This window comes from Planctomycetota bacterium, from assembly GCA_039182125.1.
Taxonomy (GTDB): Bacteria; Planctomycetota; Phycisphaerae; order Tepidisphaerales; family Tepidisphaeraceae; genus JBCDCH01.
In genome coordinates this window covers 1-16,278 of record JBCDCH010000089.1, presented here as the reverse complement: position 1 = coordinate 16,278, position 16,278 = coordinate 1, and the positions used below count along the sequence as shown (strand labels likewise).

Annotated in this window: 18 protein-coding genes; 13 read left to right on the top strand and 5 right to left on the bottom strand. The window is 65.7% G+C overall.

Annotation, left to right across the window (positions count from 1 at the left end):
* Positions 1-105 precede the first annotated feature (105 nt).
* Together AAGD32_16670 and AAGD32_16665 are read left to right on the top strand one after the other, a co-directional pair.
* Positions 106-489, top strand: coding sequence for a hypothetical protein (locus AAGD32_16670; GenBank protein ID MEM8875883.1), 384 nt, complete (start codon positions 106-108; stop codon positions 487-489).
* A 17-nt stretch (positions 490-506) separates the two neighbouring features.
* Positions 507-815 carry a hypothetical protein gene (locus AAGD32_16665; protein ID MEM8875882.1) on the top strand — a complete coding sequence of 103 codons (309 nt, stop codon included), beginning with the start codon at positions 507-509 and terminating at the stop codon, positions 813-815.
* On the opposite strand, the gene AAGD32_16660 is transcribed toward AAGD32_16665, so the two are convergent.
* The gene (locus AAGD32_16660; protein MEM8875881.1) at positions 816-1,475 is read right to left on the bottom strand and encodes a DUF6624 domain-containing protein; all 660 of its coding nucleotides are present in this window, start codon (positions 1,473-1,475) and stop codon (positions 816-818) included.
* Positions 1,476-1,519: 44 nt separating this feature from the next.
* Positions 1,520-3,676 (bottom strand): VCBS repeat-containing protein, encoded by a 2,157-nt coding sequence (locus AAGD32_16655; protein MEM8875880.1) that lies wholly within the window; start codon positions 3,674-3,676, stop codon positions 1,520-1,522.
* Positions 3,677-3,931: 255 nt separating this feature from the next.
* On the opposite strand from AAGD32_16655, the gene AAGD32_16650 reads away from it, so the two are divergent.
* Positions 3,932-4,714 (top strand): PEP-CTERM sorting domain-containing protein, encoded by a 783-nt coding sequence (locus tag AAGD32_16650; GenBank protein ID MEM8875879.1) that lies wholly within the window; start codon positions 3,932-3,934, stop codon positions 4,712-4,714.
* A 79-nt stretch (positions 4,715-4,793) separates the two neighbouring features.
* Here the strand turns inward: AAGD32_16650 and AAGD32_16645 are convergent, their stop codons facing one another.
* Positions 4,794-5,582: a type 1 glutamine amidotransferase gene (locus tag AAGD32_16645; protein MEM8875878.1), complete on the bottom strand. Its 789-nt coding sequence runs from the start codon at positions 5,580-5,582 to the stop codon at positions 4,794-4,796.
* Positions 5,583-5,809: 227 nt separating this feature from the next.
* Between AAGD32_16645 and AAGD32_16640 the strand changes: the two genes are divergently transcribed.
* Both AAGD32_16640 and AAGD32_16635 read left to right on the top strand, forming a co-directional pair.
* Positions 5,810-6,250 carry a hypothetical protein gene (locus tag AAGD32_16640; protein MEM8875877.1) on the top strand — a complete coding sequence of 147 codons (441 nt, stop codon included), beginning with the start codon at positions 5,810-5,812 and terminating at the stop codon, positions 6,248-6,250.
* Between the two features lie 69 nt (positions 6,251-6,319).
* Positions 6,320-7,003, top strand: a complete 684-nt coding sequence (locus AAGD32_16635) for an AAA family ATPase (GenBank protein ID MEM8875876.1) — start codon at positions 6,320-6,322, stop codon at positions 7,001-7,003.
* Here the strand turns inward: AAGD32_16635 and AAGD32_16630 are convergent.
* Positions 6,975-7,373, bottom strand: a complete 399-nt coding sequence (locus AAGD32_16630; GenBank protein MEM8875875.1) for a hypothetical protein — start codon at positions 7,371-7,373, stop codon at positions 6,975-6,977. The genes AAGD32_16635 and AAGD32_16630 overlap by 29 nt on opposite strands.
* A 60-nt stretch (positions 7,374-7,433) precedes the next feature.
* On the opposite strand from AAGD32_16630, the gene AAGD32_16625 reads away from it, so the two are divergent.
* The 3 genes from AAGD32_16625 to AAGD32_16615 all read left to right on the top strand — a co-directional run bounded on the left by AAGD32_16625 (position 7,434) and on the right by AAGD32_16615 (position 9,846).
* Positions 7,434-7,988, top strand: coding sequence for a hypothetical protein (locus AAGD32_16625; protein ID MEM8875874.1), 555 nt, complete (start codon positions 7,434-7,436; stop codon positions 7,986-7,988).
* Complete coding sequence (locus AAGD32_16620; protein MEM8875873.1) at positions 7,985-8,380, top strand: hypothetical protein; 396 nt, start codon at positions 7,985-7,987, stop codon at positions 8,378-8,380. Before AAGD32_16625 ends, AAGD32_16620 begins: the two co-directional genes overlap by 4 nt.
* 74 nt (positions 8,381-8,454) lie before the next feature.
* Entirely contained in the window at positions 8,455-9,846 is a 1,392-nt protein-coding gene (locus tag AAGD32_16615) for a hypothetical protein (protein MEM8875872.1), read from the top strand.
* A gap of 7 nt (positions 9,847-9,853) precedes the next feature.
* Here the strand turns inward: AAGD32_16615 and AAGD32_16610 are convergent, their stop codons facing one another.
* Positions 9,854-10,843, bottom strand: coding sequence for a tetratricopeptide repeat protein (locus AAGD32_16610; GenBank protein ID MEM8875871.1), 990 nt, complete (start codon positions 10,841-10,843; stop codon positions 9,854-9,856).
* A gap of 163 nt (positions 10,844-11,006) precedes the next feature.
* Between AAGD32_16610 and AAGD32_16605 the strand changes: the two genes are divergently transcribed.
* From AAGD32_16605 to AAGD32_16585, 5 genes are all read left to right on the top strand, one after another.
* Positions 11,007-11,885, top strand: a complete 879-nt coding sequence (locus tag AAGD32_16605; GenBank protein ID MEM8875870.1) for a glycosyltransferase family 2 protein — start codon at positions 11,007-11,009, stop codon at positions 11,883-11,885.
* A gap of 15 nt (positions 11,886-11,900) precedes the next feature.
* Positions 11,901-13,340 carry a hypothetical protein gene (locus tag AAGD32_16600; protein MEM8875869.1) on the top strand — a complete coding sequence of 480 codons (1,440 nt, stop codon included), beginning with the start codon at positions 11,901-11,903 and terminating at the stop codon, positions 13,338-13,340.
* A gap of 191 nt (positions 13,341-13,531) precedes the next feature.
* Positions 13,532-15,082 carry a phage portal protein gene (locus tag AAGD32_16595; protein ID MEM8875868.1) on the top strand — a complete coding sequence of 517 codons (1,551 nt, stop codon included), beginning with the start codon at positions 13,532-13,534 and terminating at the stop codon, positions 15,080-15,082.
* Between the two features lie 66 nt (positions 15,083-15,148).
* Positions 15,149-15,304, top strand: a complete 156-nt coding sequence (locus tag AAGD32_16590) for a hypothetical protein (GenBank protein MEM8875867.1) — start codon at positions 15,149-15,151, stop codon at positions 15,302-15,304.
* A gap of 36 nt (positions 15,305-15,340) precedes the next feature.
* On the top strand, positions 15,341-16,278 hold a 938-nt coding region (locus AAGD32_16585; protein ID MEM8875866.1), incomplete at its 3' end, for a DUF5309 family protein.

Sequence of the window (16,278 nt, the reverse complement as noted above, 5' to 3'; positions counted from 1 at the left end):
CCCCCGGGCCCCGGGCTCCCGCTCGTCCACCTCGGCGCCGGTTGCCCCCCACCCGGGGGCCCCCCCCGGGGGTCACCCGGGTTGCTTCCCACCGGGGCTACTTGGTTGGTGCTGCTCATCGCGGTTGGAGGGGAGGTGCCGCTGGACCCGGCGGTGCGGGAGAGTTCCGGGCTGGTGGTCGGGACCGACGATCGCATGTGGACCCACGGCGACAGCGGCACCGGATCGATCCTGTTTGCGATCGACAGCAAAGGCCGGGTCACGCAATGCGTCACCATCGATGCGACGAATGTTGATTGGGAAGACATCGCCCGCCAGGGTGACGCGCTGCTGATCGGCGACATCGGTAACAACCGCCGCGAGCGGGAGACGGTTCGTGTCATCGTTGTAACGGAACCGCAAGCCGATGCGGAAGCGGCAACGCCACAGCGGACGTTGACGTTGTCGTATCCCGAGGCCATCGGGCCGTTCGATGCCGAGGCTTTCTGATCGAGAAAGTCGTCGGCTTGCGACCAAGTGTATTCGGCTTCGATCTTGATCGGCAGGGGCAGACGGTCGAACACATCACGACGCTGCCAATCCGCGTTCCGGTGACCGGTGCCGACGCGGTCAATGGCGTGCTGGCGGTGAGCACGGTGGTGGGTATCTACCGCTTCGAGCTACCGGACGAACTTGCCGACCTTGCGACTGCCGAGCCGACGTTCGTCCGCAAGCTCGACCCGCTCATGGAAGCCGTCGCGATCGACGGCGAAACCATCTGGGCAACGACCGAACAGAACCTGCTGCGGCGCTTCGACGCCAAGGCATTCGAGTGATCACTCCTCGGCCGGCTTCGTGGCCGGGCTTGCCGTATCAAGGTACGCCTTGTCCAGTTCCGCGATGTACACCGCCAGCGTCATCAAGCCGACCTCGGCCCGGCGTTGGTCGACATGTTCGGGATCTTCGATCGGCAGCGGCTGGATGCGACCGTCGATCTGCCGGACTTGCGTGCCGTAAACCTGTGGCTCGCCCCGGTTGACCCGGATGCGATCCAGCAGATAGGCCCCGTATCTCGCCTCGGCCTCGCCGGCCTCGATGGCGGCTTGCAGTAACGGCAACGCCCGCTCCTGAAGCTCGACATCGTCGTCGGCGTGTTGGACCAAAAGCCATGCGGCCCCCGATGCCTCACGGCCGACCAGCGACCGATCCGGCCAACCGTGCTGATCAAGCACTGTCGCGATCCAGGCACGGTTTTCGGCGTCAATTCGCTGAACCTGCAACACCACCGGCAATCCGTCGGCACCGAGATCGCCGTCGGATTCCTTCATCTTTTCGAGCAGTGCGGAACGAGCTTCCTGGTCTTTGGCCTGGCGGCGCAGCAACTCGTCGCGAAGTCCCGGCTCGGCCACGACCTCGGCGGGCGCTGTCGCTGGCGCGGTGGCGGGTGCCGTTGACGGAGAAAGTAAGAACAACGACAGGATGAGGGAAAGCGTCATCGTCAACTCCAGTCGCTTTGAGAGCGATGGTTGCAACGCCGCTCTCAACGACTCGGCGGACGCCAGAGATGCACGTAGTTCGGCTCGTTCCAGGCGTGGCTGGCGATGCCGATGTTGCCGTCGGGGAGGCGGATGGGCTTGCAGCCGTCGTGGTGCTCGTAGCCGTGGTCGAGTTCGTAGCGCTTCCACGTCGTGCAGTTTGTGTTGGCGGGCTTGTAGACGAAGAGCTTGCAGTGACTGCGGTACGGGGCGAAGGGGTCGTGTTCGCCGGCGATGATCTCGGGCTTGCCATCGCCGTCGAGGTCGGCCACGCCGATGCTGTGGGCACAGCGGACGGTGTCGATCACCTGCTTTTGCCAAGGCGCGCGGACGTCGTCGCCCGGAGTGAGCATGACGATCGGCGACCAGGGAACTTTCTTGGCCGGGTAGTCCATGTCCTCCTGCCCGGCGATGAGCGAGACGCGGCCGGCAATGAGCTGGCCGACGGCGATGCGGGCGGGGTAGAAATCGTCGACGATCTTGTGCGGGGTGAAGGTGCCGTCGCCATGGTTCTCGAACCAGTGGGCACCGGCGATGACGTCGGGGCGGCCGTCACCGGTGAGGTCGTGGAGCAGCAGCTCTTCGCCGTAGAGCACCTCGGCGATGGTGCGTTTCTCCCACGGACCGCCGATGAGATCGTCGGGCGGGAACCAGATCTCGGGGAAGTGCGACTTGCCGCCGTCGCCCCAGGCGTGGGCGGAGTGGTAGCTGGTGATGAGCGCGGCCTTGCCACCGGGGCCGACGGGACCGGCGATCGCGCCGTGGGGCCAATCGCCGACACCGGTGCCGATCGGATGCACCGCCCAGTCGCCGTCGACCTGTTTGCAGACGGCGAGTTCGCAGGTGAGTCCGTCGTAGCCGGTCTTGTCACCGCTGCGGAGCGTGGCGATCAGTTCGAGGTTGCCGTCGCCGTCGAAGTCGTGGGCGGCGATGATCTGGCAGATATCGGGGACTTGGGTCCGCAAGCCGTCGGCGATGTCGTAGATCCACGAGCCGCAGAGCAGTTCGTCCTGTCCGTCGCCGTCGACGTCTGCGACGATCATGTCGATGCCGGCCTCGGGCTTGTCGCGGTCGAGGAAGTGGTGCTCCCAATCCGCGAACGGCAACGCGTCGACCCGTTTGAACACTTGGACGCGCGGGTCGTGCCATTCCTTGCCGACGAGTTCTTCCTCGCCGTCGCCGTCGATGTCGATCAGCTCGGCCTCATGCGTGCCGGCACCTTCGTACGTCAGTTCGCACCGCCAAGTTTTGCCAGCGTTGTTCGTGGTGTACTCGTAAATCTTCGCGCGGTGGTTGAACGGCGGGTTCCAACCGCCCCGCTTCATCTCGGCCACGACGAGCCGCGCGCCAGCGCCGACTTTGCGGACCTGCAGCGAATGGGCGTAGTACAGGCCGCGGTCGATCTCGTGTTCGATCCACACGCCGTGGAGGAGCTCGAACCAGCTGAGCTTGCCATCAAGGTATTCGCTGTCGACGGCAACGAGGTCGGGCTTACCGTTGCCAGTGATGTCGATCGCTTCGACCCGGCACATCTCGCGGTGGCCACGGGCATACTCGGCCGAGGTCCAACCATCGCCGATGCGCTTGTACACGCGCACCCCGGAGACGATCTCGAGTTGCCCGTCGCCGTCGACATCGGCGATGACGAGCCCCTCCTCGACCTTGCCCTCCTGCACGACGGTGCGCGTCCACGGCTGCTTCGGATCGTCGCCCCGCTTCCAGATGTGCAGGCCGGGCTTGGCACAATGGACGCGATTGCCGACGAGTTCGTCCACGCCATCGCCGTCGAGGTCGGCCGCACGAATGTCGTGCAGGATCCCGTGCCAATCAGGATCGATGACGTGCCGACTCCAACGGCCCTCCCCGTCGGGCTTGTACCAGGCGAGGGCGCTGTCGGAGTCGCCCGTGTGAGCGGTGACGATCTCGGGCCTGCCATCGCCGTCGATGTCGTGGGCGATCATGCCAACGCCGAAAAAGCCGGTGTCCCGAATCATGCCACGCTCGCCGGTGGCGGGCCGGTGCCACATGAACACGCCATTGCCGGCGACGGCGGTCTCGACGTGGCCGTCGCCGTCGAAGTCACCGGCACAGAAGCAGTTCACCGACTCGGTCGGTGCCGCGGCGGGCAGATCGGCGTCGACGATCGTCAGTTCCCAGGGCATGTCCGTCCTCCGTCCGCGTGGCTCGGCCGAAAGCCACTCCCAATGGCAAAAGCCCCCCAGATTCCCAGAACGCTATGGGGTACCGCAGTTCAGGCCGTAGGAGAAGCCTAAATCCAGTTGCACCGTTTTTGCAAACGCTTACGATTGAAAGTTGCTGGCAAGATTCGGCATGAGCCGGACGAGAACCAGATTCCATCGCCACCACTCGGGTGAGGAGCCCGTCGGCGATAGAGAACCAACACACGGAGAGGCACCATGCAATCCAAAATCCTTGTTGCGGCCGCGTCGGCCGCCCTGTTCACCGTGGGCACCGCGTCCGCCCAGATCATCCAGAGTTCAGAAGGCGGCACCGAAATTCCCGGCGGCGTCGACTTCGAGTTCAGCGGCTACGCCTACGGCTTCGCCGGCCACGGCGCGGTCCCACCCGATTCCGGCAACGTTGAAGCCAACGATCAGGTGACACCCACCTTCGCCTTCGACGGCAATGACTTTCGCGGAACGCTCGACACCTCCACGTTCATGCGACCGGACGGGTCGGGCTACGACTACGTCGGCTTGGGTACGGCCGCGTTGGTCATCCTTGATCAGGGAACCGATCCCGGTGAGGGCGGCGACTTCGACCTGACCGGGACCGCATCGGATTACACCGTCAGCTTCGACTTCTCGGTCTCGGGCGGGTGGGGCGACGCCAACGTCCAGTTCTTCCGGATTGATCTCAAGGCCGAGGGCGACACCGGCACTGTCTTCTACAGCAGTCAGTTCGCACCAGAACCCACCGGCAGCGTGACCATCAACATCGGTGATGGCGACGCCGCGGCGTTTAACGCCAATGTGGCCGATATCGAAGAAGTTCAGGTCATCGTCCAGATGAACACCAATCTCGGCGTGACGGGGAGTGACGCCGACAACCTGGTCATCCTCGACAACGTTGTCTTCAGCGGCCCGGCTGCGTTCACCGCCGCGCCCCCGATCCCCGAGCCGGCCAGCCTCGGCCTGCTCGGCGTCGCCGGTCTCGGCCTGCTGCGTCGCCGCAAGTAAAACGATCGGCCTCCTCAATGAAGCCGCCGGACATCGCCAGATGCCGGCGGTTTTACTTTTCCATCGGCCATACCCGGCGTCAGTCGTAGACCCGCCGGTATTGGACGATGTTCTCCACCAGCCGGCGGGCCAACGTCTCGGCACGGTCGGCATACTGCTTGGTGTCGGACCGTAGTTCGTCGACGGTCGTGTGGGCCGGAATGTGACCGGCGTGGGCCGTCAGGATCGCGTCGATGTCGACCGGCGTCAGTTCGAAATGGAACTGGAAGCCATACGCGTTGTTCTTGAACCGGAAGGCGGCGTTCTTGCAGTGCGGCGTGGAAGCCAGCAGTAGGTTCCCGGTCGGTGGCGGCGGGCCGGGCTTATCCGGGTCATAGCCGGCCGGCGGCGGGAGTCTGGGCAGGTCGAACGTGTCCTTATGGAAGTTGAAGAACCGCGCCCCGTTGTGCAGTCCGAAGACGATCGGATCGGTTCCGCCGGGGAACGGCAGCGTGATCGGCTCCCAGCCACAGACATGCACCGGCTGGCCGTCCTCGGTCTGGTTCTCCTTGACTTCCGCACCGGCGGCCTTGGCCAACAGCTGTGCACCGAGCCCGAAGCCCAGCACCGGCCGGTCGGCTTCCACGAACGCCGACAGTGCCGCGAGTTCGTCCTCGAACCCGCCGTCGGACACACGCTTGGCTCCGCCGAGACTCACGATCATGCGAACTTCGTCGAGGTCATCGGGCACCGCCCCGCCGTCGTGAAGCTTGATCACCTGCGTGGGGATACCGAAGTCGCCCATGAAACCGGGCAGGTGACCGGGACCGAACTCGGCATCGTGCTGGAGAATGACAACGGGGTGACGCGTGGCGGAGCTGCGGGGCATGGCCGGCGATCATCGCGGGGCGACGCGGGGAGTCAATCGGACTGCCAATTGGACGCCGACGGATGTTGCGCGGATCGCCGATGGCGAGTTTGACAGATACCAAACAAAAACCGTACAATACGCCGCCGCCGGAAAGGACCGGCCATCGCAGGGAAAGGACGCCAACCCGTTTCACACCCGTAGGTCGGCCCGCCATCGGTGGGCTCGACGGAAGGAAGTTCCGCGCCATGCCGATCGTCGATCCCCACATTCTCGCCCAGATGCCCGCCCGTTCCCACGTCGACCGGCGTGACGGGGAGTCGGAGTTGTTCCGCCGGGCGAGCTTCATGCCGCCGCAGCGCCGGGCCGTGATCGAAGGCGTGCTCAAGCACGGCCTGACCCTGCGGGAAGTCGGCGAGTTCGTCGGCTCCCCCGCCGGCACGATCTCCCGCCGCTTCCGCCGGTACATGCAGATCCTCAACGACCCGATCGTCGTCGCGCTGACCGAGCCGGACTGCGCACTCGACGCCGACCTGCACGCCCTGGCCGTCGCCCACCACCTCGGCGGCAAGACCTACACCCAACTCGCGCAAGAGCACCACACCAGCACCGACGCCATCAAACAACGTCTCGCCCAAGCCAACGGCTGGCTTCAGCGGGAGCGGGCCGAGCGACGAAAGCGTCGTTGAGCCGTTGAGCGGTGAGCAGTTGCGCCGCGCGACCGAATCACCGACCAACGCCCCGGACTCCCGAACACCATGAGCAAGCCCCACCCCTTCACCCAGCAGTTCGGCAAGCCCAAGCCGCGGAGCAGGCGCACCCGGCGTGTCTCGGAGCTCTTCGGCCTGCGGTTCGACGAAGACCCGCCACAGACCGGTAATGCCGAACCGCCGCCGCTGCCCGAGCCGGGGCAGATCATGTTCGTCGGCGGTCCGTCCGGCGGCGGCAAGTCGACCCTGCTGCGCCAACTCATCCGATCCGCCAAGCGTCGCAAGCACCTCGTCCTCGACGTCGGTGGTCGGCAGCTACCCAACCGGCCGGCGGTCGATTGCCTGCCGGACATGCCGGTGGAGTCGGCGTTGGCGCTGCTCGGTAAGGCCGGGCTTGGCGAGGCGTGGTGCTACCTGCGTCGGCCGAGCGAACTCTCCGACGGCCAGCGTTGGCGGTTGCGTCTCGCCGTGGCCGTCGACGATGCCCGCCGACTGGCCAAGGGGCGCACGACGCTGCTGGTCTGCGACGAGTTCGCCGCCTTGCTCGACCGGGTCACGGCCGCCGTGGTCGCGCGAAGCCTGCGCAAGATGGTCGACGGGGCTCAGGTGCCAATCGCCGCGATCCTCGTCACGAGTCACGACGATCTGCACAAAGCCCTCGCGCCCGACATCGCCGTGCGGTGCGACTTCGGGCAGGTCAGCGTCACGTCAACATCCACCCGATCAACATGAACACCAGCAACACCGCGGCAATGCCGGCGAGGATCAGCACGTTGCGTTTCTCCTCGATCTTCCAGGTGTGATCGGCGATCTTGCGGGGCCGCTTTTTCGTGTCGCGTTGGTGCTCGGTGTAGCACTTGGGGCAGATGGAGATGTCGCCGTAGCGCTTGAGTGACGTCGGCGAAATCATCCGCCCGCACTCGGCACACGGCAGCCCTTCGAGTTGGCCCTCGCGTTCGAGCTTGTCACATGTCGGACAGATGTACTCGTCGCCGTCGCGGATGCGTCGGTGGCCACGCAGATCGCGTTTACAGACGCGGCAGATTTTCTCGACCGTCTGGTCGTAGCCGGTGTCGTTCGCGGTGTCGGTGATGCCTGCCACGGTGGTCACTCCTCGGGCTATCCCCAAAGGGATCATACCTTTCAAACCGGACCTTTGAAAATGTCCAGACCCACCCCCACGCACGACTTGGCAAGGCTCGATTTCCTGCCAGGCCGATTCCGTTTCGCCGATGGCTGCCTCGCCGACTACAAACGGCTCGCGGTCTTCCACTACAAGGGCCCGACGCTCGGCGTCTCGCGGGTGTTCCGCAAGGTCGTGTACCACGACGAGCACACCGGGCCACGCACCGCCGCCATCGCCGTCGCTTGCATGCCGACACTCCGCCAGCGACACCGCGAGGCGTTCTTCGGCATCGGCGATTTGTCCGTCAAGCAGATCGGCGGGTTCGTCAACGAGCACCTGCTGGTCATCAGCCGCGTGATCCTGCACCCGCAGTTCCGCGGCATGGGTCTGAGCACGCTGCTGATCCGCGATTTAATCCGAAAGTGCCCGAAGCGTTACGTCGAGGCGTCGGCGGTGATGGGCCGGTTCATTCCGATGTTCGAGCGGGCCGGCATGGTCCGGCTCTCGCCACTCGAAGCACCGGGCCCGGCGTACTTCCTGCGTGACAAGCGTTACCCGAAGAAGCCGAGGCGGCCGGGGGAAAGCACATGAAGTCCTTGAACATTCGCCAACGCCAGTTCCTGCACAAGCTGCTGCTCGCCGAGGACTCGGTACAGCAGATCCTGCAAAGGCTGCGCGTCCGGCCCGGGACGCTGCTGCGGTGGCTCGACGACGAAGCGTTTCGTGCGGCGGTGCGGGACATCCGTCGGCAACTCGCCCGGCGCCGCGAACTCGAAGTCGCGCTGGGCGCGGCGAGTGCCGCGGCGCTTCTGCGGCGAGCCGCCGATGACGCGACCGCCCTCACCGACACCAACCAACGCCGCGCGTGTGTCGAGCTGATCAAACTCGCAAGGGAACGCAAGCGCGGCGCTGCGAAACCGAGTGAGCCAACGCTCGAACTCGACCCCGACCTTGTGCGCGAACTCACCGACGCCGAGGGCTGAGTCTGCGAAGCCCCGGGCACGCATGCCGGAAGCTCCCGTTGGTTGCCGCTCAACGAACTTTGTGACTCATCGCCATGGACTACCACCACCTTCTCACGACGCCTTGCGCCACGCCGGCAAAGTTGCACGCCTGGGTTCGGCTCTTCACCGGGCTCGACGTGCCGACGCAATCGGTGTGCGCCGGACACGCGGCACCATTCGATTACCTCAAGCACGCGTACTTCGAGCCGAGCCGGGATGTCGTCATCTGGGCCCCGCGAGGCGGCGGCAAGACGCGCCTCGCCGCCGTCGCCACGCTTCTCGATCTGCTCCACAAGCCCGGCTGCCAGGTCCGCATCCTCGGCGGGTCGCTCGAGCAGTCCATGAAAATGTGGGACTACCTCCTGCCCGACCTGCACAAACTCGCCCGCCGACACCTCCAGCGTGCCCAACAACGTCGGCTTGCCCTTGACAACGGCGGTGGATGCGCGGTGCTGACGCAATCGCAAAAGGCCGTCCGGGGCTTGCGCGTGCAGAAGCTGCGCTGCGACGAGGTGGAACTCTTCGACCCGGACGTCTGGGAAGCCGGCCAACTCGTCACGCGGAGCAACGACACAGCGGCCGGCGTGGTCGAGGCGTTGAGCACGTTTCACGCCGTGGGCGGGCTGATGGGCCGCATTGTCGATGACGCCCACGCCGCCGGGACGCCGGTGCTGCGGTGGTGCCTGCTCGACGTATTGCAGAAGTGCGAGCCGGAGCGTGACTGCGAAACGTGTCCGCTTTGGGACGACTGCGGCGGTGTCGCAAAATCGAAATGCAACGGCTTCGTCCCGATCGACGACGCGATCGCCATGAAGCGACGGGTCAGCAGCGAGACGTGGGAGAGTGAAATGCTCTGTCGTCGGCCGAGTGTGAAGGGGCGGGTGTTTCCGAGCTTCGACTCGGCGGTGCATGTCGCCGAGTTCGAGCCGCCCGAAGGTCGATGGTTGCTCGGCGTCGACTTCGGCTTTGCCGCGCCGCTGGTCGCGCTTTGGCTCGTCGACACGGACACCGGCATCTACGTCGTGGACGAACACGTCGCCGAGCAACGCACGCTCGACGAACACATCGCCGCGATCAACGACAAGCCTTGGCCCGCAGTCGAACTCGTCGGCTGCGACCCGGCGGGCAAGACCCGCAACAGCCACACCGCCACCAGCGACGTCGGCCGACTCCGCAGCGCCGGCTTCGACGTGCGTTGCAAGCCGAGCCGAATCGGCGAGGGCCTCGAACAGATTCGCCAACGCCTCCGCACCGCCGACGGCGAAGTCCGCCTGCACATCCACCGCCGATGCACGAACCTCATCCGTTGCATGGCCGGCTACCGCTACCCCGACCACGGTGGCGAACTGCCGCTCAAGGACGGCGTCCACGATCACTGCGTCGATGCGTTGCGATACGCCTTGATCAACCGCGGAGAATCGGCGGCAATCCGGCGAGGTTACTAACTGAAAATCACTTGCCCCACTTCTCGACCAACGCCTGCACCTTCGGCTGGTTGGGGTTGGCGACGAGCGAGCTCTGCCAAAGAGCGAGAGCTTCGTCGCGTGGCGCGTCGTCGAGGCGCAGGCCGTCTTCGTACTGGCCGATGAGCGCGAGGCCTTTGCCGTTGAGCGCGGGGACGAAGCCGGGCTCGAAGGAGAGCGCCGCGTCGTAGGCGGCCACCGCATCGTCAAACCGCCGCTCGGCCCGCAGCGCATCGCCGAGCAGCTTGCGCGGGAGCTTACCGTCCCTGATCTCGACGGCGGATTCCAACAGTTGAATCGCTTCGTCGGCCCGTTCTTGGCTGAGCAAGTTCGCCGCGAGGTTCTGGCGAATCACGGCGACGCTCGGGTCGAGTTCGAGGGCCTTGCGATACGACGCCTCGGCAAAGACGAAGTTGCCTCGCATGTCGTGGGCGATGCCGACGGTCGACCACGCCTTGGCCGAGTCAGGATCAATGCGAGTGGCACGTTCAAGATACCGCAGGCCTTCCTCGTCGTTCTGCATCGCGAGGAACACCTGGCCCAGCGCGAAATTCAGGTCGAAGTTGTCCGCGTCGACCTCGATGCCCCGGACGTACACGTCCGCCGCCTGCTGCAGTTCGTTGAGCAGTTGGTGGGTGACGCCGAGGTTGTAGTAGTTCCGCAGCGTGTACGGGTCGAGCTCGAGCAGCGCCTCGTAGTGCGGGACGGCTTCGCGGTAGAGCCCCTCCTCGCGGTAGATGTCGCCGAGCAACCGCTGGGCCATGCGAAGCTCGGGGTTCTGGGCGACGGCAGCTTCGAGGCGATCGACAGCGGTTTTCTTCTGACCGCTCTCCAGCGCGATCACGCCGGCGATGTAGTCGTCGACGGCTTCGGGCCGTTCGACCGTCGGCGTGGCCGCGTTGCCGGCGCAACCTGCCAGGACTCCAAGCCCGATGATGGCGGCGACGACTTTCACATTCGATCCAAGGCGGTTCTGCATTACTGATTCCATATCGGCCATGTGGTTGTCGGATGTTGGCACGTTATTTATGGCCTGAACCGGCTCGGCGGCCCCGTGAGGGGGTTGATGGGCCGCTGGCCTGCCCGGCGTCGTTGACCGAGTTTAGCTACGGCTCGTATGGTCACCGTTCAAGGAGCCGCTTTTGACGCCAGTCCTGAAAACGCTTTACTCCCCTGACGCCGCCGAGTCTGGTTCGCTTACGCCGGAGCAGACGCCCTGCGGCGAGACGTTCACCCCGCCGACGGCACGAACGCTGATCGCCATTCCGATCTTCAACGAAATCAACTACGTCCAGAGCGTGATCAAGCGGGTCCGCTGCTACCACCAGGACATCCTTTTCATCGACGATGGCTCCACCGACGGTACCGCCGAGGTGCTCGACCAGATCGCGAAGACCGGCACCGCCCAGGTCTTGCGCCACGAAACCAACCAAGGCTACGGCCGGGCGCTGATCAACGCCTTCGACTACGCTCACAGCCACGGCTACGAGTGGGTCATCACGATGGACTGCGACGAGCAGCACGACCCGGCGCTTCTGCCCTGCTTTTTCGATGCGATCAACGAGAATGACGCCGACATCGTCAGCGGCAGCCGGTACATGGCGAGCTTCGACGACGACGACCTGCCGCCGGCCGAACGCCGACGGGTCAACTGCACCCTCACGACGAACCTCAATGAGATCTTCCGCGAGCAGATGTCCGAACCGCTGACCGATAGCTTCTGCGGGTTCAAGGCCCATCGTGTTCAGCCGAGCGTCGATCTCGACCTGGACGAGGCCGGCTATGCGTTTCCGATGCAGCTCTGGCCGCGGGCGATTGGGGCGGGACTGCGCATCCGCGAGATCCCCGTCAAGCTGATCTACAACGACCCCAACCGCAGCTTCGGCGGCAACCTCGACCAGGTCGACCAGCGCCTCCGTCATTACATCGACGTCCTCAACCGCGAGTTGGCGCTGCTCGATCGTCCGGCGCTGGACATGGCGGAGGCGCGGAAGCTCGCCATCGCCGACGGCTGTGCATGAGTGAGTCCAACCGCGATGCGTTACGCCGACTGGAAAGCACCGAAGCAGGACGGCGAAACGTTGCTTTGGCCGGCGCTCGATGCGTTGATCGCGGACGCGTCGGCAACGCATGACCGGCTCGGGTTGGCCGACGTGTTGGTGCAAGAGACGCCGCTTTCGGAGTTGCGTCGAACAGCTCGGCAGTTCCTCGGCATCGACGACGCGACGCCGCTGTTCGTCACCGGACACCAGGCCGAGCTCCATCACCCCGGCGTTTGGGCGAAGAACGCCATCATCCACGCCGCCGCGAATCAGACCGGCGGCGAGGCGCTGCACGTCGTCGTCGACACCGACACGCCCAAGCACCTCCTGTTGCGCTGGCCGGCGCACGAACCCGGCGGCGTCGGCATGGACGAACCGATCACCGACGACCCCGGCCTCGCGACGGCGAAATGGAGCGGCGCACTGCAACCGCCCACACCGGCCCACGTCGCGAAACTGCAACGCCGGCTTGCCGAATCGGCATCCGATTGGAAGCACCAACCCATGCTCGCCGAGGTGCTCGAGCAACTCGCGCCGGTCGAGCAGGACACCACTTTCGCCCCCGGCGGACTGCCCGCCGTCCTTGCGTCGGCGACGCACAACCTCGACTGGGACCTGGGGCTGCGGTACTCGATGCTCACGCTGTCGCCGATGCTGGAAAGCCCGGCGTGGCTGGCGTTGGTGCATCACTTGGCCCGCAACGCCGAGAAGCTCCGCGCCGACTACAACGCGGCGTTGGCCAACTACCGCAGGCAGGAAGAGATCACCGACCCGCAGCGTCCGATGCCTGACCTCGCACCCGGCGAGTTGCCGCTCTGGCTCGACGACCTCGACCGCGGCACCCGGCGGCGGGCACAGCTCTCGGAGGGCCGGCTCATCATCGACGGCGACGTGTTCGAGTTCGGCGATGGCGACGCCGAGTCGGCGGGACGGGCGCTGGTGATGTTCCTGCGTCGGCATCGTCGACGATTGTCGCCGCGAGCACTTTCGTTGACGTTGTTTCTTCGCCTCTTCGTCGCCGACAACTTCGTCCACGGCATCGGGGGCGGGCGTTACGACCAAGTCGCCGACCGATTGATCGCCAGCTTCTTCGGCATCGAGCCGCCACGCTTTTCGGTGGCGACGGCGACGCTCATGTGGCCGGGTGTCGGCGAGATCGAACGCGTCTGCCCGTCGTGCATCAAGCAACGTCTGCATCGTGCCGAGCATGCGATCCTCGAGACGCCGACGATCAAGTCACAAGCCGACTTTGCCGCGTATCACCGACAACGCTGGGCCGCCGCCGATGCAGATGAGAGCATCCGCCGCATTCGCCAAGCGTTACGCGAAGCACCGATGCGTCAGCGTTGGGAGTCATCGGTGACGAGCCGCGAGTTATTCTATCCGTTGCAGCCGCGCGAACGCCTTGAGAGTCTGCTCAGTGTCTTTGCGTGAAGCCGAGGGATGAGTCCGCGAATCCCCGGGCCGCTCCGGCGTTCGATCCGGGGATTCGCTGCGCTCATCCCACGGCTTCGTGACTCTTCTCATTCGAAATTTCCTGTGCATTTCCGCTCTGCCAGCGGCGATTCGTTTCGTGTTGGTGCGCGCACCTGCACCGTCTGGCGCACGCCGGCGGGACTGTTGCAATGGCACTTCGACTCCATCAACTCAACGTCCCCCACCCAGCGCTTGGCCGCGATGCCGAGCCGATGCGGCAGCTGGTCGATCGGCTCCTGCATGTCGACGGCCCGCGCTGCCGGACGCTCTGGCATTACTACGCCAACACCCGCGATGCGGCCCACGCCGAGACCAACAGCGACCGGCCCTACCGCCAGGCCCAAGAGTTTGGCATCCCCGCCCGCATCACTGGCGGCTTCGCCGGCGACGAACCGCTCCAGACCCAGGCCGGCGTCGTCGAGCGAAAAGAGGTCGTCGTCGAGAACGACATCGGCTGGCGGATCGACGCGGGCATCGACTTCCTCTTCGGTAAACCGATCGTGCTCGACTCGACGGCCGACGACGAGACACGCCGCAACACCATCGCCCGGCTGCTGCGCTTGGTCATCGCGCAGAACGGCGGGACGCAGTTCCTGCAACGGCTCGCGCTGACCGGCGCGGTCTACGGCAACGCCGATGTGCTGGTGCAGTTCGACCCGAAGCGTTCCGACATGCCCGACGCAACGGTCTGTGGTCTGCCGGAGTTTGGTGGCGATGTCGAGGCGCCGGATGAGGAACTTACCCGCATCGCCGCGACGATCCGTTTGCAGATCATCGAGCCGCACACGGCTTTGCCGCTGTTGGATCCGAACGACTGCGAGTGCGTGATGGCCTTCGGAATCGTGCAGCAACTCTCACCGACCGGCGACCCGCGCGACATCGCGACGACCGGCAAGCTGCCGATGCTCCGCCGACTTCTCGACGCGTTCAACCACCGTTCGCTGCGCATCGGCGACAACGACACCCCACTGCGGCTGGACATCCACACGCCGAGCGCGTGGCAGCAGTACGAAAACGAATCGCTCATCGCCGAGGGGGAAAACCCGCTGGGTCGGCTGCCGATCGTGCATCTGCAGAACATCGCCGTCCCGGCCCGGTACGCCGGCGGCTCGGATGTCGACGCGCTGGTCCCGTTGCAGGACGAACTCAACACCCGGCTCTCCGATCGCGCCTCCCGGCTCGCGCTGCAGAGCTTCAAGATGTACGTCGGCATCGGCATCGACGGCTTCGCCGACAACCCCGTCGCGCCCGGGCAGATGTGGGAGACGAGCAACGTCGACGCCAAGGTGCTGGAGTTCGGCAGCGACGACGGCAGTCCGTCGGAGGACGCCCACATCGCCGAGGTGCGCGAAGCGCTCGACAAGACCAGCGGCATCTCGCCGATCGCCGCCGGCGCGATCAAGGGCCGCATCGGCAATCTCACCAGCGCTGCGGCGCTGCGCGTGACGCTGCTCTCGGCACTTGGCCGCACCGAACGCAAACGACTCACTTACGGCGCGGCGTTGGGCCGGATGTGCGAACTCGCACTGGCCTGGCTCGATCACGGCGGCCTGTTCGCCACCGAACCTGCCGAGCGCGGCGTCCGCATCCACTGGCCAAGCCCGCTGCCCGCCGACGAAGCCGATCGGCTCGACGTCGCCAAGGACAAACTCGCCGTCGGCATCGACGCCGACCTGGTGCGGCGAGAACTCGGTTACTGAATCACATCGCGCCCCAACGCCCACGGCTTTAGCCGTGGGCTTTCCCGCAAACAACAAGGAGACCCCATGCCCGACACCCGACCGGTGCCGCTGCCGGTGCGACCGGCGACCGCCGCACCCGACCCATTGGCGCGTGTGCGCCGACTCGCCGACGCCCTGCGGCGGCGGCCCGATCCCCGACTGCTCGGCGAGTACCTCAAGCTCCGCCGCGCCCTTTCCTAACCACTCAACCCTTACACCAACCAAGAAACCATCACCATGGCCTTCACCGGAAAAGCAACTTACGACGCCGGCACTGCGCTGCCGGAAATCGCCGAGGACGTGAGCGATCTCGTCGCCATCGCCTCGCCCCATGACACGCCGCTGCTCGACGCGCTGGGCGAAGCCAAGCGTCCGGGCCGCAGCACGATCCACGAATGGCTCGAAGACACGCTGCTGCCGAACTTCGGCACCGTCGACGAGGACACTGGCGGCGCGACGATCAGCGTCGCCGACTCAACCCCCTTCCGCGTCGGCGACCAGCTTCGTCTCAACGACACCGCGTCGATGTTCCTCGTCACCGCGATCGATTCGTCGACCGACGAGTTGACCGTCGACCGCGGCTTCGCCGGCACGCCGAGTGTCACGGCTTCGGAGGAAGATGTCCTGCACATCGTCGGCAACGCCGCCCTCGAAGGAGACGACGCCGACGCGGCCCGCTTCACCACCCGCAGCCGCAAGTCGAACGTCATGCAGATCTTCGCATCGACGATCGAGATCTCCGGCAGCGAGTTGGCCGTCAACCATCTCGGCGTCCGCGACGAACTCGACTACCAGAAAGCGCAGCGGCTCCGCGAGCTGATGCGCGATCTGGAGAACAGCGTCATCAACGGCCACGGCACCGACGCGGTCGGCAACGACACCGTCCGCCGCAGCTTCAAGGGTCTGCGACAGTCGATCACGAGCAACGTCTTCACGCCCGGGGTCAACAGCTTCCCCGCCGACACCACGCTCACCGAGGAGCAGCTCAACCTCGCGCTTCGTGGCATCTGGGAGCAGTCGGCCGGCAACGTCGACCTCATCGTCGTCGGCGGCACCGAGAAGCGTGCGATCAACGGCTTCATGACCGCCAACCGCAACTTCGCCGCCGGGGCCGAGACGTTCAAGGACCGCGTGGCGACCTACGAGTCGGACTTCGGCGTGTGCCGGGTCGTGCT